This window comes from Rhodococcus sp. NCIMB 12038, from assembly GCF_002165735.1.
Taxonomy (GTDB): Bacteria; Actinomycetota; Actinomycetes; order Mycobacteriales; family Mycobacteriaceae; genus Rhodococcus_F.
In genome coordinates this window covers 1-21,116 of the sequence record NZ_NHML01000058.1, presented here as the reverse complement: position 1 = coordinate 21,116, position 21,116 = coordinate 1, and the positions used below count along the sequence as shown (strand labels likewise).

General features: G+C 68.3%; 20 protein-coding genes and 1 rRNA gene. 14 read left to right on the top strand and 7 right to left on the bottom strand.

The window, feature by feature from the left end; genetic code table 11:
• Positions 1-43 precede the first annotated feature (43 nt).
• A 5S ribosomal RNA gene (gene rrf, locus CA951_RS40980) occupies positions 44-160 on the top strand.
• Positions 161-279: 119 nt separating this feature from the next.
• Here rrf and CA951_RS40975 read toward each other — a convergent pair.
• On the bottom strand, positions 280-660 hold the full coding sequence (locus tag CA951_RS40975) for a hemophore-related protein (RefSeq protein WP_087562299.1): 381 nt from the start codon (positions 658-660) through the stop codon (positions 280-282).
• Between the two features lie 94 nt (positions 661-754).
• Positions 755-1,768 (bottom strand): Lrp/AsnC family transcriptional regulator, encoded by a 1,014-nt coding sequence (locus CA951_RS40970; RefSeq protein WP_087562298.1) that lies wholly within the window; start codon positions 1,766-1,768, stop codon positions 755-757.
• A gap of 102 nt (positions 1,769-1,870) precedes the next feature.
• Between CA951_RS40970 and CA951_RS40965 the strand changes: the two genes are divergently transcribed.
• Genes CA951_RS40965 through CA951_RS40955 form a run of 3 tightly spaced genes read left to right on the top strand, consistent with a single transcriptional unit; the run spans position 1,871 to position 6,083 of the window.
• On the top strand, positions 1,871-3,337 hold the full coding sequence (locus CA951_RS40965; protein WP_087562297.1) for an MFS transporter: 1,467 nt from the start codon (positions 1,871-1,873) through the stop codon (positions 3,335-3,337).
• A 30-nt stretch (positions 3,338-3,367) separates the two neighbouring features.
• A complete protein-coding gene (locus tag CA951_RS40960; protein ID WP_087562296.1) occupies positions 3,368-4,807 on the top strand; it encodes an amidohydrolase in 1,440 nt (479 codons plus the stop codon).
• Between the two features lie 34 nt (positions 4,808-4,841).
• Positions 4,842-6,083, top strand: coding sequence for an amidohydrolase (locus CA951_RS40955; protein WP_087562295.1), 1,242 nt, complete (start codon positions 4,842-4,844; stop codon positions 6,081-6,083).
• A 24-nt stretch (positions 6,084-6,107) separates the two neighbouring features.
• Here the strand turns inward: CA951_RS40955 and CA951_RS40950 are convergent, their stop codons facing one another.
• Positions 6,108-7,472, bottom strand: coding sequence for an MFS transporter (locus CA951_RS40950; protein WP_087562294.1), 1,365 nt, complete (start codon positions 7,470-7,472; stop codon positions 6,108-6,110).
• Positions 7,473-7,665: 193 nt separating this feature from the next.
• Between CA951_RS40950 and CA951_RS40945 the strand changes: the two genes are divergently transcribed.
• From CA951_RS40945 to CA951_RS40930, 4 genes are all read left to right on the top strand, one after another.
• Entirely contained in the window at positions 7,666-8,061 is a 396-nt protein-coding gene (locus CA951_RS40945) for a low affinity iron permease family protein (protein ID WP_087562293.1), read from the top strand.
• A gap of 80 nt (positions 8,062-8,141) precedes the next feature.
• Complete coding sequence (locus tag CA951_RS40940; RefSeq protein ID WP_087562292.1) at positions 8,142-9,695, top strand: succinic semialdehyde dehydrogenase; 1,554 nt, start codon at positions 8,142-8,144, stop codon at positions 9,693-9,695.
• Positions 9,696-9,697: 2 nt separating this feature from the next.
• Positions 9,698-10,141: an SRPBCC family protein gene (locus tag CA951_RS40935; RefSeq protein WP_087562291.1), complete on the top strand. Its 444-nt coding sequence runs from the start codon at positions 9,698-9,700 to the stop codon at positions 10,139-10,141.
• A gap of 101 nt (positions 10,142-10,242) precedes the next feature.
• Positions 10,243-11,190 (top strand): alpha/beta hydrolase, encoded by a 948-nt coding sequence (locus tag CA951_RS40930; protein ID WP_087562290.1) that lies wholly within the window; start codon positions 10,243-10,245, stop codon positions 11,188-11,190.
• Here CA951_RS40930 and CA951_RS40925 read toward each other — a convergent pair.
• Genes CA951_RS40925 through CA951_RS40915 form a run of 3 tightly spaced genes read right to left on the bottom strand, consistent with a single transcriptional unit; the run spans position 11,187 to position 14,541 of the window.
• Complete coding sequence (locus tag CA951_RS40925; protein ID WP_087562300.1) at positions 11,187-12,746, bottom strand: long-chain-fatty-acid--CoA ligase; 1,560 nt, start codon at positions 12,744-12,746, stop codon at positions 11,187-11,189. The genes CA951_RS40930 and CA951_RS40925 overlap by 4 nt on opposite strands.
• Before the next feature lie 28 nt (positions 12,747-12,774).
• Positions 12,775-13,557 carry an enoyl-CoA hydratase gene (locus tag CA951_RS40920; RefSeq protein WP_087562289.1) on the bottom strand — a complete coding sequence of 261 codons (783 nt, stop codon included), beginning with the start codon at positions 13,555-13,557 and terminating at the stop codon, positions 12,775-12,777.
• A gap of 12 nt (positions 13,558-13,569) precedes the next feature.
• Positions 13,570-14,541, bottom strand: a complete 972-nt coding sequence (locus tag CA951_RS40915) for an NADPH:quinone oxidoreductase family protein (protein WP_087562288.1) — start codon at positions 14,539-14,541, stop codon at positions 13,570-13,572.
• 148 nt (positions 14,542-14,689) lie between these two features.
• Between CA951_RS40915 and CA951_RS40910 the strand changes: the two genes are divergently transcribed.
• The 6 genes from CA951_RS40910 to CA951_RS40885 all read left to right on the top strand — a co-directional run bounded on the left by CA951_RS40910 (position 14,690) and on the right by CA951_RS40885 (position 20,395).
• A complete protein-coding gene (locus CA951_RS40910; RefSeq protein ID WP_087562287.1) occupies positions 14,690-15,490 on the top strand; it encodes a crotonase/enoyl-CoA hydratase family protein in 801 nt (266 codons plus the stop codon).
• Positions 15,491-15,566: 76 nt separating this feature from the next.
• Positions 15,567-16,760: an acetyl-CoA C-acyltransferase gene (locus CA951_RS40905; RefSeq protein WP_087562286.1), complete on the top strand. Its 1,194-nt coding sequence runs from the start codon at positions 15,567-15,569 to the stop codon at positions 16,758-16,760.
• 39 nt (positions 16,761-16,799) lie between these two features.
• The gene (locus tag CA951_RS40900) at positions 16,800-17,561 is read left to right on the top strand and encodes a 3-hydroxyacyl-CoA dehydrogenase (RefSeq protein ID WP_087562285.1); all 762 of its coding nucleotides are present in this window, start codon (positions 16,800-16,802) and stop codon (positions 17,559-17,561) included.
• 10 nt (positions 17,562-17,571) lie between these two features.
• Positions 17,572-18,213 (top strand): TetR/AcrR family transcriptional regulator, encoded by a 642-nt coding sequence (locus tag CA951_RS40895; protein ID WP_087562284.1) that lies wholly within the window; start codon positions 17,572-17,574, stop codon positions 18,211-18,213.
• Between the two features lie 25 nt (positions 18,214-18,238).
• Positions 18,239-19,222 carry a nitronate monooxygenase family protein gene (locus CA951_RS40890; protein ID WP_087562283.1) on the top strand — a complete coding sequence of 328 codons (984 nt, stop codon included), beginning with the start codon at positions 18,239-18,241 and terminating at the stop codon, positions 19,220-19,222.
• 21 nt (positions 19,223-19,243) lie between these two features.
• Positions 19,244-20,395, top strand: a complete 1,152-nt coding sequence (locus CA951_RS40885) for an acyl-CoA dehydrogenase family protein (RefSeq protein WP_087562282.1) — start codon at positions 19,244-19,246, stop codon at positions 20,393-20,395.
• A 68-nt stretch (positions 20,396-20,463) separates the two neighbouring features.
• Here CA951_RS40885 and CA951_RS40880 read toward each other — a convergent pair.
• On the bottom strand, positions 20,464-21,116 hold a 653-nt coding region (locus tag CA951_RS40880; RefSeq protein WP_087562281.1), incomplete at its 5' end, for a nitronate monooxygenase family protein.

The window sequence follows — 21,116 nt, the reverse complement described above, 5'->3', positions numbered from 1 at the left end:
CTCGATTCACATGCGGAGCATGTGTGTGACAGTTTCATAGAGTTACGGCGGCCATAGCGGAGGGGAAACGCCCGGTCCCATTCCGAACCCGGAAGCTAAGCCCTCCAGCGCCGATGGTACTGCACCCGACAGGGTGTGGGAGAGTAGGACACCGCCGAACATCCGTTACCGAAAGCCCCCCAACCTTGTTGGGGGGCTTTCGGCATTTCACAACAGTTTTGCCGATGGCGCAGCGAAAACCGTTGCGGCACGATCCTTGTCGACCGTGCCGCGCGTTCGTCAGTAGTTGCCGCAGGTGTCGGCGATCGTCAGCGCCTTCGCGCGCCACTCGACAGCCGGACCCTCGGTCGGGACGGTCTCCAGCCGGCTCTTCAGCTGCGGGTGCGCGTCGAGGACGGCCTGACGATCGGCAGGAGACTTCGAGAAGAAGTCCGACAGCTGAGCCTTGCGCTCGGGTGCCTGATCCAGGCGTGCGGCGAGCTGCGGGGTCACGTCGTGCATCGCCGCATCGATCTGGGTGAAGCTGCAGGTGCTGTTCACGAGGCGGGCGGAGTCTGAGTCGGCCGGATCCGCGGAGGCGATCCCCGGTACCAGCACGGCGGCTGCAAGGGTGCCGGCCGCCGCGATGCCGAGGTGCAGACGTGCTCGTGAAACGTTCATGACGAGTCCTCCAATGTCGGTGGGTATGCCGGGGACACGTTAGGGGCACGAGTTGTGATTCTTCTGAGGACCGTCTGAGAATTGGGGCCCGCCGTCACGTCGGGGCGGGTGAAATCATGGACACCACCGGACCCGTCGCGCGTCCGCGGTCGTCCAGGATGTGCCCGAGGTGTTTGCCGATCTGCATGACCACCGATCGGTCCGCCACCCGCGACCCGGGCAGCAGTTTCTCCAGGAGCAGTTCGAACCGGTGGACGTCGTTGAGGGTGCGCAACCAGACGGCCATGATCAGGTTGTATTCGCTGGCAACGAGCACCGCCAGCCGCACTTCCTCGATCCGGCCCAGTGACGTTCTGAGCCGTTCGACCAGGGGTGCGGGAACTTGCATGAAGTACCAGGCGTAGATCGGCCACTCCGAGTAGGTGCGGGCGATGTCGGTGCGCAGCCGGAGGGAGCCGTCCCGTCGCATCGTCGCGATCGCGTCGGTGATGCGCTGATTGCTGACGCCGGCGCGTTCCGCGATCGCCGTGGTCGGTGTGCGGCCGTCGATGCCCAGTTCGTGATGGATCAGTCGCTTGAGACCGGGCGCGACCGTCCGCGCTGCGCGGGGCCGCGGCGGTCGGGCTGCTGGAACCTTGGCGACCTGCTCCGCCGACAGGGTCCGCAGCCGCCAGTTCCCGGCCTCGAACAGCACCTCCGTGATGAGGTGTGTCCGGGCTCGCCGGATCGCCGGATACTCCCCGAGACGGTGGAGCAGGAATCGTGACGTGTCCGCCGAATCCTCGGCCATCAGGGTGAGCAGCAGGTCGCGTCCGCCCGCCGTGAAATCGATGCTCGCAACCATCGGGTCTTCGGAGATGGCCTCCGCTGTGGCAACGGATTGTCCGGGTGCGCATTCGATTTCGATCAGCGCGCCACGCCCGGGCGTCCCGGCGTCGTATCCGGTGATCCAGATCAGGCCGGCGTCGCGGAGCCGCTGGTACCGCCTCGACAACGTCACGGGGTCGACGGCCAGTGCGGGCGCGAGCGCCTTCCACGATGCCCGAGGCTCGATTTGCAGTGCATGTATGAGTGAGAAGTCGACGTCATCCGGCTCGTAATCCTGCATGGTTCGCCCTTCGATGCCGAGAATGCTGCAAATTTACACGACGGAATTCACGCGGCGGCACTCTTCCATAAGTCACATTCCACTCGTCCTCTTGGAGTCGACATGAGTACTTCGCCCCACATCCGGGGAGGCGACGCTGCCACCGCAGCGGTCGGGTTCCTCGTGGTCATGGAGTTCGCGAGCGGGTTGCTGCAGGGCTGGTTCTCGCCGTTGCTGCCCGCCATCGGCGAGCGCTTCGACGCGTCGTCCGCCGCATTGAACTGGGTGAGCGCCATGTACCTGCTGGGAACGGCGGCCTGCGTGCCGCTGATCGCCAAGCTCGGCGACCTCTTCGGGCACAAACGCCTTCTCGTTCTCGCCACCGCTTCCGTCGCGCTCGGTTCGTACCTCGTCGCGTTCGCGCCGTCCTACGAATTGCTGCTCGTCGGCCGGGCGCTGCAGGCACCGCTCGCGGCGTTCCTGCCGCTCGAATTCGCGATCGTGCGGGACCGCAACGCGGCCACGGCCGGCCGGAGCATCGGCCGGCTCGTCGGGTCGCTGACGCTGGGCGCCGCCGTCGGTGGCCTGCTCTCAGGCTTCCTCCTCGACTCCGTCGTCGACAATGTCGGGCTGGTCCTGCTCGTACCCGCCGTGCTCATGACGCTCTGCCTGCCCGTCGTCTATTTCCTCGTCCCGGAGACAACGGTGCGGAAGGAAGGAACCGTCGACTGGGCCGGTGCCGTCCTGCTCACGGTGGGCCTGCTCGGCGTGCTCGGCGGTGTGTCCAATGCGAGCGCCTGGGGTTGGACGAGCGCGCTGACGTGGGCGGCCATCGGCGTCGGGGCCGCGGTTCTTCTCGTGTGGGTGTTCGTGGAACGACGCGTCCGACACCCCCTCGTGGACCTCGACATCATCGGGCGAGGGATGCGGGTACCGATGTTGATGGCGTTGCTGTTCGGCGCCCAGCTGTTCGGTGTCCAGACCCCGTGCGCGCTCTTTCTGCGTGCGATGCCGGAGACCAACGGCTACGGGATGGGGGTCACCGCGTCGGTGACCGGCCTGATCCTGGCGTTGTTTGCGCTCGCGATGTTCGTCGGCGCGTCCGTGAGCGACCGGCTCGCCCGATCCGTCCTCACCGTCCCCGGATCCCTCGCCCTGGGTGCGCTGCTCTCGGCGGCGGCCTACGGACTGATGATCGTCGTTCCGGGCAGCGCCCCGCTGTTCGCCCTGTGGCTCGTCGTCGCGGGCCTCGGCGGCGGAGTGGTGGTCGGGGTGCTGCCCACCGTCATCGTGCAGCAGGCGCCGCCGGATTCGGTCGGCATCGCGTCCGGCCTCTACAACACGTCCCGCACCGCGGCGGGGGCGGTGTCCGGTGCCTTGTTCGCGCTCGTGATGTCGACGATGGTCACCCCGGCACTGACCGCCGGCGGCAAGCAGATCCCCTCCGCGAGCGCCTATCACGTGGTCTGGGCAGTCTGCGCGGCACTGTGCGTCGTCACGGCCCTCCTGGCGCGCAAACTCCGATCTCCCGCGACGACCGCCGAGAACGACAAGCCCACGCTCGCCGACGGCGAGCAAGTACACGTCTGAACCCGCGACACCGAACGAAAGGACATCGAAGTGTCTGTCGATCCACAACTCCTCGGCACCATCGACGAGCTCGGCCCGCAGTACGCCGCGTTGAGTGATGCCATCTGGGACAACCCCGAATTGCGTTGGGAAGAGCACGCGTCCGTCGATGCGCAGATCGCTGCTGCCGAGGCAGAGGGCTTCACCGTCACCCGGTCGGTGGCGGGAATCCCGACCGCATTCAGCGCCGAAGCGGGAGACGGGCAGCCGGTGATCGCGATCGTCGGCGAGTACGACGCCCTCGCCGGGCTGAGCCAGAAGGCGGGAAGTGCCGTGCCGGAACCGGAACCCGGCAACGAGTCCGGTAACGGACAGGGCTGCGGCCACCACCTGCTGGGCGGCGGTTCACTCCTCGCCGCGACCGCCGTCAAGCGCTACCTCGACGCGAACGGCCTGCCCGGAACCGTCCGCTACTACGGCTGTCCCGCCGAGGAGGCAGCCGCCGGAAAGACGTTCATGGTGAAGGAAGGTGCCTTCGACGACGTCGACGCCGCCGTGTCCTGGCACCCCGGCGACACCACCACCGTGCAACGGATCCGGACCCTCGCCTACGTTCAGGCGTACGTCCGGTTCACCGGCATCGCCGCGCACGCCGGGGTGTCCCCCGAACGTGGCCGCAGTGCACTCGACGCCCTCGAACTGATGAACGTGGGCACGAACTTCCTGCGTGAGCACATGCCGTCGGACTGCCGGATCCACTACGCGATCCTCGACGCCGGCGGCCGCTCGCCGAACGTCGTGCAGGCGTCCGCCGAGGCCTACTACCTGGTGCGCTCGCCCGACGTGGCCGGCATGCGCGAGCTGTTCGCCCGCGTGACGAAGATCGCCGAGGGCGCCGCCCTGATGACGGAGACGACGGTCGAGATCGAGATCGACGGCGGATGCTCGGACATCCTGCCCAACGTCGTCCTCGAGGATTCGATGCAGGAGCGGCTCCGCGAGCTCGGGCCGGTGCCGTTCGACGACACCGATCTCGCGTCCGCGGAGGCGTTCACCACCAGGACGGCGTCGGGACGCACGGCGAGCACGCTCGGTGGTGAATTCGACAGCGACGGAAGAGCTCTGCACACCGGGATCGTCACGTTCGACGCGCGCTCCCTGCGGCCGACGATGACCGGCTCCAGCGACCTCGGCGACGTCAGCTGGGTGACGCCGCTCGTGCAGTGCGCCACGGCCTGCGTCGGTGTCGGCACGGCCGCCCACTCGTGGCAGATGGTCGCGCAGGGCAAGCTGCCGGCCGCGCACAAGGGGATGATCCACGCCGCGAAGATCATGGCCTCGACCGCGGTGGATCTCCTGACGGACGCCGAACTGCTGGCGTCGGCGCGTAAGGAGTTCAGCACCCGCACGAAGCAAACCCCCTACGACTCACCGCTTCCCGACGGGATCGTCGCGCCGCCTCTGCGCGAAATCGTCGCTGTCGCGCAGTGACCGTCGTTCACATTCACCAGGAAGGCACCCGCTCATGACTCTCGCCACCCCTGTAGGCGACACCACCGACGCACGTACGGTCGCGCTGAAGGACGCTGCAGCGCAGATCATCCGGAACAACGAGCAGGAGCTGCTCGCGCTCAGCCATCGTATTCACGGCACCCCCGAGATCGCGTTCGAGGAGCACCACGCGGCCGCCCTCGTCGGCGACACGCTCCGGAACGCCGGCTTCGACACCACCGTCGGCGTCTACGGACTCGACACGGCAGTCGAGGCGACCTACGGCAGCGGCGACCTCACCGTCGCGATCTGCGCCGAATACGACGCACTGCCCGAGGTCGGGCACGCGTGCGGGCACAACATGATCGCGGCCGCCGGGGTCGGCACCGCCCTCGCGCTCGCGGCCGTCGCCGACGAGGCCGGACTCCGGATCAAGCTGCTGGGCACACCCGCCGAGGAGCACGGCGGCGGCAAGATTCCCATGCTCGAAGCCGGCGCGTGGGAGGACGCGGCGCTGTCGCTGATGGTCCACGGCACGTCGGGCACGGACATGCCCTGTGCCTCACTGTGGATGCAGGCGGTCGACCGGTTCGAGGTCACATTCACCGGCCGCGCCGCACACGCTGCCGGCGCACCCGAGCACGGGATCAACGCCGGGGCCGCTGCGACGATCGCGCTGAACGCCATCGGGCTGGTCCGCCAGCAGTTCCGGGCGAAGACCCGCGTCAACGCGTTCGTCTCGCACGGCGGCGACGTCACCAACATCATCCCGGCCAGGACGGTCGTGCAGGTCGAGGTGCGGGCACCGGAGATCGACGATTGGCGTGAGGTGAAAGCGCGCGTGCTCGCCTGCTTCGAGGCGGGTGCGATCGCGACGGGATGCGAGTGGGCGTATGCAGCAACGGAACCGCCGTACGCGCCGATGGTGCAGAACCCGGTGCTTGCGGACATCTGGGACCGGAACCTGCAGGCCACCGGTCGCGAACTGACATCCGCCGCACTGGGCGGCGGGTCCAGCGACATGGGCAACGTGTCCCAGGTCGTGCCGTCCATCCACCCCGGGATCGCCGTCCTCGGGAGCACTGCGATCCCGCACAACGCCGACTTCGCAGACGCCGCGGCGACTCCCGCCGCCGACACGGCGATCATCGACGGTGCGACGGCGCTGGCATGGACGGTCCTCGACGCCGCACTGGACGCCGGGGTCCGCGGTGAGCTGCTCCGGCTGCAGGCGGAACGCCCGGAGGGATTCACCCGGACCGCGAACTGGGCATGAGCGCGTCGTGAAACGGCGGGGTGTCTAGTAGAACTGGGCGCCGGGCACGGCGGCCGGATCGTTGCGGACCTCGGCGGTATTGGTCTCGCGGAGCTTCCACGCGCACAGGAACGTGACCAGCCCCATCAGCGCGACGAAGACCGCGACGAACGTGGTGGTCCCGGTCTTGGCGATCAGCGCGGTCATGATGAACGGGGTGCCGCCGCTCACCGTGATCGCGGCCAGCTGGTATGCCAGCGAGGCGGCGGAGTACCGAACGTTGGGAGCGAACAACTCTCCCATGTAGGCGGCGATCGGCCCGTACGTCATGGACTGGAAGACGCTACCGACCGTGACGGCGACGAAGAACAGCACCAAGTTCCGGGTGTTGATCAGCCAGAAGTACGGGAACGCCCAGACGATGATCATCGCCGCACCGATCAGGATCATCGGCCTGCGCCCAATCTTGTCGGACATGTGCCCGGACCACAGCACCACCCCGACCGTGAGTGCCGCGCTGAGCAACGAGATCGCGAGCAGGTCATTGCGTTTCATTCCTAGTTCCGCGGTGCCGTAGCTGAGCACCCCGGCGATGGAGATGTAGAACAGGGAGTTGGTGGCCGCGAGCAGTCCACAGCCGAGCAGGATCTTGCGCCAGTGGTCCCTGATCGCCTGGGTCAGCGGTGCGCGGACGACGGTCTCGTTCTTCTTCTGCGCCTGGTCCTGCAGGTCCCGGAACTCAGGGGTGTCCTCGACCTTGGTCTGGATGTAGAGCACCACCGGGAACAGCAGTGCGCTGGCGAGGAACGGGATCCGCCAGCCCCAGCTGAGGAACGCCTCGTTCGAGATCGCGGCGGTGGCGCCGAGGAACACGAGGTTGCCGAGCAGCACACCGAACGAGACACCCATCTGCCCGAAGGTGCCGGAGAATCCGCGGCGCTTGGGACTGGCCGATTCGGTCAGCAGCAGCACGATCCCACCCCACTGACCACCGCACGCGAGGCCCTGGACAAACCGCAGGACCACCAGCAGGATCGGAGCCGCTATCCCGATGGTCGCGGCGCCGGGCAGGCAGCCGATGAGGAACGTCGCCAGTCCCATGAACAGCAGGCAGGTCACGACCGCCGGTTTGCGGCCGTACTTGTCGCCGAAGTGACCGGCGACGAGGCCCCCGAGCGGGCGGGCGAGGAAGCCGGCCCAGAACGTGCTGAACGAGAGCAGGGTGCCCACCAACGCCGACGCGCCGGGGAAGAAGACGTGGGGAAAGACCAGTGCCGCAGCGGTTCCGTACAGGAAGAAGTCGTACCACTCGATCGAGCTGCCGACCAGTCCCGCCGCAAGCAGTTTCCGATGTGCACGCGTGCGTGAGACGGCTGTGTCCTTACTCGGCTGCACCGCGGATGAAGTCATCCGATCACTCCTCGAGGTAGGTCTGCGCTGGACTAGAACATGACGCCAACTTCAAGTTGTCGCGTGCCGGTTAGTGTCTTCGATCGGTGATGTGATGTCAATCACTTCCCGATGATTGGCTGGTTGCCGCCACTACGGGCGTATCGGCCGAAACGGGCATATCGGGAGTGGCAGCTGAGCCTAGACTCCGAAGATGGAACGCAGTGCGAAGGCTGCACGCGAGCAGCGCACCGATCAACGGTCGACGTTCGACAAGTTCGTCGAGCAGATCGAACTCCGGGTCAGCCAGGCGCCGTTCTTCGGGATCTGCGCCGGCGTCGTGGTCCTGTGGGTCGTCAGCATTCCGCTGTGGAAGGACCTCCACGAGTGGCAGATCGCCATCCATACTGTCGGCGCCGTGTTCACGCTGCTGCTCGTGGTTCTGCTCGAGAACGCGGCCAGGCGATCGGCCGAGGCGCTGCAGGAGAAACTCAACGTCATCGCCGAGGCCCTCGCCGCGCTGCTCGACTCCTCTGCCCAGGACGACCCCGAACTGAGGAAGGCGGAGGAAAAGCTGCGGGAGGCGGTCGGGCTCGAGGAGCGGCACTGATCCATCCGCCCTGTGACTCAGCCCACCGAACGGGTAAGTTATGTGTAACCGCGAAAACTACTAACCAGTAGGGGTACGAAATGCCTGTTCCGACCGCCGCCACGTTCGCGCGGCTCGCCGACCTCATCGCCATCCCGGACGCCGCGGATCGCCCGACGCGGTCCGTCGTCGAGGCGTTCACGGGCAAGGAACTGGCCACCGTCCCCGTCGGCACCGCCCAGGATGCCGAGGCCGCGATCGCGCGGGCCCGGGTGGCGCAGAAGCAATGGGCCGCCCGCCCTGTCACGGAACGCGCCGCGATCTTCCACCGCTACCGCGACCTGGTGCTCGAGAACCGCAACGCCCTGATGGACATGGCGCAGGCCGAGACGGGCAAGTCCCGCGCCGCCGCGCAGGAAGAGGTCCTCGACATCTCGATGACCGCCCGCCACTACGCGCGCGTCGCCCCCAAGCTGCTGCGTCCCCGCCGCATCTCCGGCATGCTGCCCGGCCTCACCAAGACGGTGGTGCGGTACCAGCCGAAGGGCGTCGTCGGCGTCATCTCGCCGTGGAACTACCCCATGACCCTCGCGGTGTCGGACGCCGTCGCCGCGCTCCTCGCCGGCAACGCCGTCGTCCTCAAGCCCGACAGTCAGACCCCGTACTGCGCCCTGGCCTGCGTCGATCTGCTGTACCAGGCCGGGCTGCCGCGCGATCTGTTCGCCGTCGTCCCCGGACCGGGCTCGGTGGTCGGCACCGCCCTCGTCGAGAACACCGAGTACCTGATGTTCACCGGGTCCTCGGCGACGGGTCAGCTCCTCGCCGAGCAGGCCGGTCGTCGTCTCATCGGCTTCTCCGCAGAACTCGGCGGCAAGAACCCGATGATCGTCACCGCAGGCGCGAACCTCCGTGAGGTCACCGACGCCGCCGTGCGCGCCTGCTACTCCAACTCCGGGCAGCTGTGCATCTCCATCGAGCGGATCTACGTCGAGGAATCCATCGCACCCGAATTCACCCGGATGTTCGGCGAACGCGTCCGCAACATGAAGCTCGGCGCCGGCTACGACTTCGGCATCGAAATGGGCAGCCTCGTGTCCGAGGACCAGGTCAAGGCCGTGTCCAGCCACGTCGACGACGCCGTCGTCAAGGGCGCCACCGTGGTCGCGGGCGGCAAGGCACGCCCCGACCTCGGACCGCTGTTCTACGAGCCGACCGTCCTGACCGGTGTCCCGGAAGACGCCGAGTGCTACCGCGACGAGACGTTCGGGCCGCTGGTCTCGATCTACCCCGTCGCCGACGTCGACGAGGCCGTCGAACGCGCCAACGACACCGAGTACGGCCTGAACGCCAGCGTGTGGGCGGGAACCAAGGCGGAGGGCGAGGCCATCGCCGCACGGATCCATGCCGGAACCGTCAACGTCGACGAGGGTTACGCACCGGCGTGGGGCAGCACCGGAGCGCCGATGGGCGGCATGGGGGTGTCCGGTGTCGGGCGCCGCCACGGCGAGGACGGGCTCCTCAAGTACACCGAGCCGCAGACCATCGCGACTACCCGCGTCCTCAACCTCGGCGGTCCGCGGGGACTGTCGCCGAAGGTATGGGCCAAGATCATGCCGCCCTTCGTGAAGGCGCTGCAGTGGATTCCGGGCCGTTAGAGGTGGACCGCGCGAGCATCCTGATCGACGTCCCGCCCGGCGAGGTGTGGGGTGTGGTGACCGACGTCGAGGGCATGGGCCGGTTCAGTCCCGAGAACACCGGGGCGCGCTGGACGTCGGGCACCCCGGTCACGGTGGGGTCCCGGTTCGTCGGCGCCAACCGGCACGGGCCGGTGCGCTGGAAGACGCACTGCACCGTCGTGGATGTCGTTCCGGAACAGAGGTTCTCGTTCGAGGCGGACGAACCGAAGGCGCGCTGGACGTATAACCTCGAACCCTCCGGCTCCGGCACTCTCGTCACCGAGACCCGGGAGATCTACGCGACGCCCGTATGGTGGGTGCGACTGGTGCAGAAATCGAAGGTGCTGGGCAGCAACCGCGACCGGCTGATGCAGGACGGGATGCGGCAGACCCTCGAGCGCATGAGAGTCGCCCTCGAGAGCTGATCTTCCACCCTGGGGTGCGGATTCGTCACCCTAGGGTGCCTGTCGCAGGTCTCCGAAGGGCCCGAGACTGAACGGTGTCCACACCTCTCGGAGGCGCCTCCATGAATCCTCGGCCGACACCCGTCGAAGCTGGTCGGTCGTGCCCTGACGTCCGCCGCGAGGACGTCTCGTTCACCTCGCGAGGGCAGCGCTGCGCCGCCTGGCTGTACCGTCGCCGATCCGAAATACGTACGCCGGCACCCTGTGTGGTGCTCGCGCACGGCTGGAGCGGAGTGCGCGAGCAGCGACTCGACGCCTTCGCGGCGCGGTTCGCGGCCGCGGGAATCGCGGCGCTGGTGTTCGACTACCGGCACTTCGGCGCCAGCGAGGGCGAACCCCGGCAACTGCTCGACATCGACAGTCAGCTCGACGACTGGGACAGCGCCGTCGCGTACGTGTGCACCCGCCCGGACATCGACCCCGGCCGGGTCGCGCTCTGGGGGACGTCACTGTCCGGCGGGCTCGTCCTGACCACGGCAGCGCGGGACCGTCGCGTCGCCGCGGTCGTGTCGCAGGTTCCGTACGTCGACGGGCTGACCAACCTCCCGCGACTCGGGCCGGCCGGGCTCGGCCGCATGGCGGTCGCCTACCTGCGCGACCGGTACGCCCAACTGCGACACCGGCCGCCGCACATGTTCCCGGTCGTCGGGCCGCCGGGCTCGTTCGCGGCCATGACCTCACCCGACGCGGAGGCGGGGTATCACGCGATGGATCCGCCCGGTTCGACGTGGCGCAACGAAACCCCGGGACGGGTGGCGTTGCAGGCGGCGCTGTACCGGCCGACGAGGACGGTCGCGAAGATCGCCTGCCCCGTCTTCTTCGCCATCGCCGACAACGACGTCGTCACGTTCACCCGCCGTGCGCAGAAGGCCGCGGCCAGGACCCCCGACGCCGAGGTGCACGTGTACCCGGGCGGGCACTTCGACCCCTACTTCGGTGAACTGTTCGAGCGGGTGGTCGCGGACGAGACCGATTTTTTCGTCCGCCACCTCCGGCCGCAAGCCGGTTAACTGCTCAGCGCGCCGAACTGCTCGCGCAGAACGCCTTTGACGACCTTGCCGCTAGCGTTGCGGGGCAGTTGGGGGAGAATCTCGACGAACCTGGGCCGCTTGTACCGGGCGACCCGGCCGTCGAGCCAGTCCGCGAGGGCGTCGACGCCGAGCGCGGCCCCGGCCCGCGGGACCACGACCGCGACGGGAACCTCGCCCCACCGCTCGTCGGCCCGCCCGATCACCGCGACGTCGACGATGTCCGGGTGGGCGGCGAGTGCATTCTCGACCTCGGCGCAGTAGATGTTCTCCCCGCCCGAGATGATCATGTCCTTCTTGCGGTCCACCACGTACACGAAGCCCTCGGAATCCACGCGCACCAGATCGCCGGAGTGGAACCAGCCGCCGTCGAACGCGTCCGCGGTGGCCTCCGGGTTGCGCCAGTACCCCTCCATGAGTCCCGGCCCGCGGTAGACGATCTCACCGATCTCACCCTGCGCCACGTCGTTCATCGCCTCGTCGACCACGCGCATCGCGACCGTGTCGATCGGCTTCCCGACCGACCCGATCTTGCGCACGGCATCCTTGCCGTCGAGCATGCACGTCACCGGCGACATTTCGGTCTGCCCGAAGAAGGCCACGATCGCGGCGTCGGGGAACGCGGCGTTCAGGCGGTCGAGGAGTGTCGGGGTGGCAGGCGCGGCGCCCCATCCCAGCACCCGCAGGGCCAGATCCCGGCCCGCGGGAACGGCGTCGTCGAGGATGGCCTGCCACTGGGTGGGCACCATGAACACACTGGTCACCCGCTCGCGCTCGAGCGCGTCGAGTACCTCCGTCGCGTCGAACGCACCGGTCGGATGGATCACGACGGTCGCGCCGATCAGCAGGAACGGCCCGACGCTGCCGAGGGCGGCGATGTGGAACAGCGGCGACGAGACCAGATTGATCTCGGATTCGGTGTCGAACAGTCGCCATCCCCGGATGAGGGTCAGCGCCTGCGCCTGCAGATTCAGGTGCGACAGCACCGCGCCCTTCGGGCGTCCGGTGGTGCCGGACGTGTACATGATGGCGGCGGGGGAGTCCTCCGGCACGTCCGCGATCGGAACATCGGGATCGGCTGCGCGCAAAGCCTTCTCGAGTGAGACGTCGTCGGCGGCGTCGCCGACGACGAGCACATGCACGGCGTCGTCGACCTCGGCGGCGAGGTCGACGAGTGAATCCTCGACGACCACGACGGCGGCGTCGCTGTCGGCGACGATGAATGTCACCTCGCCGGGACTCAGCCGGAAATTGACGGGGACAGCGATCGCACCCAGGCGCGTCGCGGCGAGTATCACCTCGAGGAACTCGGGGCGGTTGGTGAGCACCAGCACGACGCGGTCGCCGCGAGCGACACCGCGGGCGGCGAGCACCGCCGCGGTTCGCGCGCTGCGGTCGTCGAGTTCACGCCAGGTGGTCGAGGCGCCCCGGAACCGGAGCGCCACCGCATCGGGTTTCGCAAAGGCATGCCGGGCAACATGATTGGCCCAGTGCGTCCGCCGCGAGGCGAACGGCTGAGCGTGCGACGGCGCTGTCACGGTGACGTCCGCTGTCACGGCGGCGTCCTCAGACCCGACCGAACACTGCGGGACGCTTTTCCAGGAACGCCGCGACGCCCTCCTGGAAGTCGGGGGCTGCGAGGAGATCGATCTGGCCCGAACGCTCGCGGGCGAACGCGTTGTCGAGTTCGACGAGCGTCGCGTCGTTGACGGCGTCCTTGGTGAAGTGGAAGGCCTCCGACGGTCCGTCGGCGAGACGTCGGGCGAGGGCGTCGACGGTCGCGGCGAACTCGTCGTCGGGGTACACGTCGGCGATCAACCCGGCCGCGAGAGCCTCACGCGCGGGCAGCCGTTCGGCCAGGAGCGCCATCTTCAGCGCGCGGGCGCGGCCGATCGACGCGGCGACCAGAGCGGTGGCGCCGCCGTCCGGCATCAGGCCGACCTTCGTGAAGGCGAGCAGGAAATAGCTCGTCTCGGTGGCGATCGTGAGGTCGCAGGCCAGGGCGAGCGAGACCCCGACGCCCGCCGCGGGACCGTTGACCGCACCGATCACGGGCCGGGGGAACGCGCGGATCGCGGCCGCCGCGCGGTTCGCGGCGTCGATCGTCGCGGACGACGGCGGTGCGGAGGTGTCGAGACCACCCAGATCCGCACCCGTGCAGAAGGCGCGACCGGCGCCGGTGAGGATTGCGACCCGCGCCTCCGCGTCACCCGCGTGCTTGCCGAAGGCGTCGGCGATGGCGTCGAGGGACTCGGTGGTGACGGCGTTCATGCGGGACGAGCGGTCGATGGTGACGCGGAGGACGCCGTTGTCGACAGTCGTGTGCACGCCGGGAATGTCGGAGCTCATGAGGATCCTTAGTCAGGAAGGGCGGACGGAGAGGGCGATCTTGCCGGTGGCGGAACGGGTTTCGAGTGTCCGCAGTGCGTCACTGGCGTGTTCGAACGAGTAGACGGTGGGTTCGGTGATCCGGAGCGCGCCGGATTCGAGGAGCGGGCTCAGGGCCGCCCATTGCCGGCCCGTGTAACCGGGATGGGTGCGCACGTACTCGCCCCATCCCGCGCCGAGGACCGAGATGTTACGCAGCAGAAGCCGATTGACCTTGACGGTGGGGATCTCGCCGCCGGTGAAACCGAGGACCACGAGCCGGCCGTTGGGTGCGAGGCTGCGCAGACTGTCGGTGAACCGGTCGCCGCCCACGGGGTCGAGGATGATGTCCACGCCGCGGCCGTCGGTGAGGTCGCGGACCCGGTCCTTCCACCCGTCCACGAGGACGACGTGATCGGCGCGGTTGGCCTTCGCGATGCCGGCCTTCTCCTCCGTGCTGACCACGGCGATCGTCTCGAGCCCCAGCGCGGCCGCGACCTGCAGCGCGGCCACCCCGACACCGCCGGCGGCGCCGTGCACCAGCACCGTCTCGCCTGCGCGGTAGCGGGCACGCTCGTCGAGAGCGAAGTGCACGGTGAGGTAGTTCAGCAGGAATCCGGCGCCCGCTTCGAGCGACACCGAGTCGGGGAGGGGGAACACCGAGTCGGGTTCCACCGCGACCGTCTGCTGCCACGCCCCGTCCGCTGGGAGGACGGCCACCCGCTGTCCCGCCCGGATGCCGCTGTCCGCGGGGGCGCTGCGGACGACGCCCGCACCCTCGAGCCCCAGCACGAAGGGCATGTCGCGGACGACCTGATAGCTGCCGGTGGTCTGCAGCAGGTCGGGAAAGGCGACGCCGGCGGCGTGCAGATCGACGACGACGCGTCCGGTTCCGTCGGGTTCGTCGATCTCGGCGAGCTGCACTCCGGAAGGGCCGGAAGCGCTGGTCAGTTGCTGGGCATACACGTGGTGGTCTCCTCCGTCGGTCCCTGACTATCCATACCAGACGCTACTGAACGGGCGCTAGATAAAGTCGGCCATTGACCCTGCGCTCGGCGGCGTGGTACTAACTTTAACGAGCGATCAGTAATCAGGCCGAGTCGGAGGATGAGACGTGCCAGAACAGACGGAGACGACGGAGGCAGCCGCACTGTGGGAGCGGCGCGGCGGCATCGGCATCATCACGCTGAACCGCCCCAAAGCGCTCAATGCGGTGAACGGCGCGTTGTCGACCGCCGTGGGCAATCTGCTCGAGCAGGCCGAGAACGACCCCGACGTACGGGTGGTCGTGGTGACCGGGTCCGGCCGCGCGTTCTGCGCCGGCGCCGACCTCAAGGCCCTCTCCACGGGCGGGAACATCGCTGCGGACGGGCACCCCGAATGGGGCTTCGCCGGATACGCGCAACACTGGATCAGCAAGCCGACCATCGCCGCGGTCAACGGCTTCGCCCTCGGCGGCGGCACCGAACTGGTGCTCGCCAGTGACCTCGCAGTCGTCGACGAGGAAGCGAAACTCGGGCTCCCCGAGGTCAAGCGCGGACTGTTCGCCGCCGCGGGCGGCGTGATCCGCCTGCAGCAGCAGATCCCCAAGAAGATCGCGCTGGAGATCGCGCTGACCGGCGAACCGATCACCGCGGCGCAGGGCAAGGAACTGGGCCTCGTCAACCGGGTCGCCCCGGCGGGCACCGCCCTCGAGGTCGCGCTCGAACTCGCCGAGCAGATCGCCGCCAACGCACCGCTGTCGGTGCGCGAATCGAAGGCCATGATCCACCGCACCGCAACCGAACCCGACTGGGGCAACGGGGCATGGGAGGCGAACACCGCCGCCATCGCCACCATTTTCACCAGCGCGGACGCCAAGGAAGGGCCGACGGCATTCGCCGAGAAGCGGCAACCGGTCTGGCAGGGCCGCTGACCCGTGAGTACTTGTTAACCGCGGGCGGTTAACAAGTACTCACGGGTGGCGGAGCCACACAATCGAAGGGAACATCATGACCAACGCTGTCATCGTGGACGTAGTCCGCCTCGCCTCCGGCAAGGGCAAACCCGGCGGTGCGCTGTCGGGTACGCACCCGGTGGAACTGCTCGCGCACGTGCTGCGCACCATCGTCGAACGGAACGGCATCGACCCCGTGCTGGTCGACGACGTCATCGGCGGCTGTGTCGGCCAGGCTGGCGAGCAGGCCCTCAATATCACCCGGACGGCAGTGTTGTCGGCCGGGTTCCCGGATTCGGTTCCGGCGACCACCGTCGACCGCCAGTGCGGCTCGAGCCAGCAGGCGGCGCACTTCGCGGCGCAGGGCGTGATCGCCGGCGCCTACGACATCGTGATCGCGGCGGGTGTCGAGTCGATGTCGCGTGTTCCGATGGGGACGACCACCCTCGGTCAGGACGCGTCCGGTCCGGGCATCGCCGCACGCTACCCGGAAGGCCTTGTCAACCAGGGTATTTCCGCGGAACTGATCGCCGCCAAGTGGAAGTTCGACCGCGACACCCTCGACGCGTTCTCCGCGCAGTCGCATCAGCGTGCCGCCGACGCCGCGTCGAAGGGGTTGTTCGCCAGGGAGATCATCCCGATCGACGTGACCAACGCCGCCGGGGAGACGGTTACGCACACCGTCGACGAGACGGTGCGCGCCACGACCACCGCCGAGGGACTGTCCGGGCTGAAGTCGTCGTTCTACTCGGAGAAGTACGCGGCCCGGTTCCCCGAGGCGCAGTGGCACATCACCCCCGGCAACTCGTCCCCGCTGACCGACGGTGCGTCCGCGGCGCTGATCATGAGCGAGGAGATGGCGTCGAAGCTGGGTCTGACCCCGCGGGCCCGGTTCCACTCGTTCGCCGTCGCCGGTGACGACCCGGTGTTCATGCTCACGGCGCCGATCCCGGCGACGAAGAAGATCCTCGCCAAGTCGGGGCTGAGCATCGACGACATCGACGCGTACGAGGTCAACGAGGCGTTCGCGCCGGTGCCGCTGGCGTGGGCGCACGAGTTCGGGGCCGACCCGGCCAAGCTCAACCCGTGGGGCGGCGCCATCTCGCTCGGGCACGCGCTCGGATCGTCGGGTACCCGCCTGCTGAGCACCCTGGTCAACAACCTCGAGGCCACCGGCGGACGCTACGGCCTGCAGACCATGTGCGAGGGCGCGGGCATGGCCAACGCCACCATCATCGAACGCATCTGACCCACACTTTCCCGAAAACCTGCTTCCGAAAGGTAAGACATGATCGTCAACGACAGCGTCGCACTCGTCACCGGCGGTGCCTCCGGCCTCGGCCTCGCCACCACCAAGGCACTGCTCGCCGACGGCGCCAGCGTCGTCATCATCGACCTGCCGTCCTCCGACGGTGAGACCGTCGCCAAGGAACTCGGCGACCGCGTGCGGTTCGCCGCAGGCGACGTCACCAGCGAGGCCGACGTGGCCGCCGCACTCGACGTCGCGGAATCGCTCGGACCGCTGCGGGTCGCCGTGAACTGCGCCGGCATCGGCAACGCCATCAAGACCGTGAACAAGAACGGTGCGTTCCCGCTGGCCGACTTCACCAAGATCGTCACAGTCAACCTGATCGGCACGTTCAACGTGACCCGCCTTGCCGCCGAGCGCATCTCGAAAACTGAGCCGATCGAGGGCGAACGCGGCGTCATCATCAACACCGCCTCCGTCGCCGCGTACGACGGCCAGATCGGTCAGGCCGCGTACTCCGCGTCCAAGGGCGGCGTCGTCGGCATGACCCTGCCGATCGCGCGCGACCTCGCCTCGCTGCTGATCCGCGTCAACACGATCGCTCCCGGACTGTTCAAGACGCCGCTGCTCGGGTCGCTGCCGGAGGCCGCGCAGCAGTCGCTCGGTGGCCAGGTGCCGCACCCCTCGCGTCTCGGCGACCCGTCGGAGTACGGCGCCCTCGCCGCGCACATCGTGTCGAACCCGATGCTCAACGGTGAGACCATCCGTCTCGACGGCGCCATCCGCATGGCACCGCGCTGATCGGCGACCTGTGACTCTGCGCGAGGACGGGCCTGCCACCACCGAGACGGCGTACGCCGACTGGCGGACCTTCGAGGCCCTGACGCTGACGCCCATCCTCGAGCAGGCACTGGATCTGTTCAACGAGAACGGTTACCACGGCACGACGGTGCGGCAGATCGCCCGTCGTGTCGGGGTGACCGTCCCCGCCCTGTACTACCACCACGAGAGCAAGGAAGCCGTTCTCGTGGCCCTGTTCGAACTGCAGATGCGCGAACTGAACGAACGCGCCGAGGCAGCCGCCCGCGAGGCCGGCGACGACGTGGTGGCGCAATTCGCCAACGTCGTCGAGGCGATCGTCCTGTACATGACGCACCGGGTGCGCCACGTCTCCCTCGACACCGAGTTGCGGCACGTCTCGGCCGACAGCCGCAGTCGCTACGCCGCGACCCGCAAGCGACTCGAATTGATGATGGTCGACCTCGTCGCCGACGGCGTCGCCCGCGGCGTGTTCCACAGCGGGGACGTCCCCGAGACCGTGCGCGCGCTCCTCGGGATGTTCCAGTCGATTCCGCGGTGGTACCAGCTCGGCGGAGCACTGACTCCCGAGCAGGTCGCAGGCCGCTACGTCGACATCGCTCTCCACACCGTCGGGTATCTACCCGCTCACTGAACCGTTTCCCCAGAGGAGCCGTGCCTTGCTCTCCACCGCATTCACCAAGACCTTCGGCGTCCGCCACCCGATCGTGCAGGGCGGCATGCAGTGGGTCGGTCGCGCCGAACTCGTCGCCGCCGTCGCCAACGCCGGTGCGCTGGGTCTGCTGACCGCACTGACCCAGCCGACCCCGGAGGACCTCGCCAACGAGATCGCCCGCACCCGCGAACTCACCGACCAGCCCTTCGGCGTGAATCTGACGATCCTTCCGGCGATCACGCCGCCGCCGTACGAGGAGTACCGGCAGGTCATCATCGAGTCCGGCGTCAAGATCGTCGAGACCGCCGGCTCCAACCCCGCGCCGCACCTGCCCGACTTCCACGCCGCGGGCGTGAAGGTGCTGCACAAGTGCACCAGCGTGCGGCACGCGATCAAGGCCCAGGACAGCGGCGTCGACGGCATCAGCATCGACGGCTTCGAATGCGCCGGCCACCCCGGCGAGGACGACATCCCCGGGCTGGTGCTCATCGCCGCCGCCGCCGAACAGATCACCATCCCGATGGTCGCGTCGGGCGGATTCGCGGACGGGCGTGGGCTGGTCGCGGCCCTCGCGCTCGGCGCCGACGGGATCAACATGGGCACCCGCTTCATGTGCACCGCCGAATCGCCGATCCACCAGAACATCAAGGAAGCGATCGTCGCCGCCAAGGAGACCGACACCGAGTTGATCTTCCGGCCGCTGCGCAACACCGCCCGCGTCGCGAGCAACACCGTGAGCCGGGAGGTCGTCGAGATCCTCGACCGCGGAGGCAAATTCGAGGACGTCCGGGAACTCGTCGCCGGTGCCCGCGGGCGCACCGTGTTCGAGAACGGCGACCCCGAGGCGGGCATCTGGACCGCCGGCACCGTCCAGGGCATCATCCACGACATCCCGACCGCCGGTGAACTCGTCGAACGCATCGTCGCCGAGGCGGAGGCGCTGATCGCGGAACGCCTCGCCGGCCTGTCGGTTCCCGTCAGCGCCTGATCCGATCGTAGGAGAGAAGTCATGCAGCGCAACATCTTCGAGAAGGATCACGAAGCGTACCGGGAAACGGTGCGCGAGTTCCTCGCCCGCGAGATCGAACCGCACTACGAGCAGTGGGAAGCCGACCGGCTGATCGACCGCGCGGCGTGGCTGGCCGCCGGAAAGTCGGGGATCGTCGGACTCGCCGTGCCGGAGGAGTTCGGCGGCTCCGGTGTCACCGACTTCCGCTTCCGGTACGTCGTCGCCGAGGAAATCGCCCGCACCGCGACGACGTCATTCGGGTCGGGCCTGAGCGTGCACGACGACATCGTCATCCCGTACATCGTAAACCTCGGCACCGACGAGCAGAAGCAGCGGTGGCTGCCCGGCATGGCCGCAGGGAAGCTGATCGGCGCGATCGCGATGACCGAGCCGGGCGCCGGCAGCGACCTGCAGGGCGTCAAGACCACCGCGGTGCGGGACGGCGACGAGTGGGTGATCAACGGCCAGAAGACGTTCATTACCAACGGCATCCACTCCGACCTCGTCATCGTCGTCGCCCGCACCGACCCGAACGCCGGTTCCAAGGGGTTCTCGCTCTTCGTCGTGGAGCGGGGCATGCCCGGCTTCAGCCGGGGCCGCAAGCTGCACAAGGTCGGCCTGGCCGGTCAGGACACGGCGGAACTCGTGTTCGAGGACGTGCGGGTGCCCACGGCCAACCTGCTCGGCACCGAGGGGCGCGGCTTCGTCCATCTCATGGAAAACCTCCCCCTCGAACGTATCTCGATCGCGGTCAACGCGATCACCGCCGCGAAGGCCGCCTATCAGTGGACCCGGGACTACGTGTTCGAGCGGAAGGCTTTCGGCAAGCCGATCGGGGATTTGCAGAACACTCGGTTCGCGCTGGCGGAGATGCTCACCGAGATCGAGGTGACCGAATCCCACATCGACCGTTGCGTACTCGCATCGAACGCAGGCGAACTCACCGCCGTCGACGCGTCGAAGGGCAAGTGGTGGGCCAGTGAACTGCAGAAGCGCGTCATCGACCGCTGCGTCCAATTGCACGGCGGCTACGGCTACATGATGGAGTACCCCATCGGCCGTGCGTACGTCGACAGCCGGATCCAGACGATCTACGGCGGAACCACCGAGATCATGAAGGAAATCATCGGTCGCGACATCGCGGCCGGGTAGGCGGCTTCGCCGCCCGTGCGCCTTTCTGGTTGTTCCCGCTACCAGAAAGGCGCACGAGCGCGTAGCGCCTATCCCAGGCGGGCCTTCGCGTCCGCGTACTCACGGCTGAGGCGTTCGACGATCTGTGCTGCCGGGACGACGGCGTCGATGGCGCCGATGCCCTGTCCGGCTCCCCAGATGTCGCGCCAGGGTTTGGCTTCGGACTTCGCGGCGGTGTCGGCGTCTTCGCCGACGCCGAAGTTCATGGCGGTCGGGTCGGAGACGGCGAGGTTGTTGGGGTCGAGTCCGGCGGCTTCGATGCTGCCGCGGAGGTAGTTGCCGTGTACTCCGGTGAAGAGGTTGGAGTAGACGATGTCGGATGCGGTGGAGTCGACGATCATCTGCTTGTAGCGCTGGTCGGCGGTGGCTTCTTCGGTGGCGATGAAGGCGGAGCCGATGTAGGCGAGGTCGGCGCCCGCGGCCTGGGCGGCGAGGACGGAGCGGCCGTGGGCGATGGAGCCGGACAGCAGGACCGGGCCGTCGAACCATTCGCGGATTTCCTGGAGGAGTGCGAAGGGGGAGAGGGTGCCTGCGTGTCCGCCGGCGCCTGCGGCGACGGCGATGAGTCCGTCGGCGCCCTTCTCGACGGCTTTCTTGGCGAAGGTGTTGTTGATGACGTCGTGGAGGACGATGCCGCCGTAGCTGTGGACGGCGTCGTTGACGTCGGTGCGGGCGCCGAGGG

What these genes read in the sequence shown, in the direction of transcription:
- CA951_RS40975 (WP_087562299.1), bottom strand. Translation starts at nt 660, where the DNA reads ATGAACGTTTCACGAGCACGTCTGCACCTCGGCATCGCGGCGGCCGGC.
- CA951_RS40970 (WP_087562298.1), bottom strand. Translation starts at nt 1,768, where the DNA reads ATGCAGGATTACGAGCCGGATGACGTCGACTTCTCACTCATACATGCA.
- CA951_RS40965 (WP_087562297.1), top strand. Translation starts at nt 1,871, where the DNA reads ATGAGTACTTCGCCCCACATCCGGGGAGGCGACGCTGCCACCGCAGCG.
- CA951_RS40955 (WP_087562295.1), top strand. Translation starts at nt 4,842, where the DNA reads ATGACTCTCGCCACCCCTGTAGGCGACACCACCGACGCACGTACGGTC.
- CA951_RS40950 (WP_087562294.1), bottom strand. Translation starts at nt 7,472, where the DNA reads ATGACTTCATCCGCGGTGCAGCCGAGTAAGGACACAGCCGTCTCACGC.
- CA951_RS40945 (WP_087562293.1), top strand. Translation starts at nt 7,666, where the DNA reads ATGGAACGCAGTGCGAAGGCTGCACGCGAGCAGCGCACCGATCAACGG.
- CA951_RS40940 (WP_087562292.1), top strand. Translation starts at nt 8,142, where the DNA reads ATGCCTGTTCCGACCGCCGCCACGTTCGCGCGGCTCGCCGACCTCATC.
- CA951_RS40930 (WP_087562290.1), top strand. Translation starts at nt 10,243, where the DNA reads ATGAATCCTCGGCCGACACCCGTCGAAGCTGGTCGGTCGTGCCCTGAC.
- CA951_RS40920 (WP_087562289.1), bottom strand. Translation starts at nt 13,557, where the DNA reads ATGAGCTCCGACATTCCCGGCGTGCACACGACTGTCGACAACGGCGTC.
- CA951_RS40905 (WP_087562286.1), top strand. Translation starts at nt 15,567, where the DNA reads ATGACCAACGCTGTCATCGTGGACGTAGTCCGCCTCGCCTCCGGCAAG.
- CA951_RS40900 (WP_087562285.1), top strand. Translation starts at nt 16,800, where the DNA reads ATGATCGTCAACGACAGCGTCGCACTCGTCACCGGCGGTGCCTCCGGC.
- CA951_RS40885 (WP_087562282.1), top strand. Translation starts at nt 19,244, where the DNA reads ATGCAGCGCAACATCTTCGAGAAGGATCACGAAGCGTACCGGGAAACG.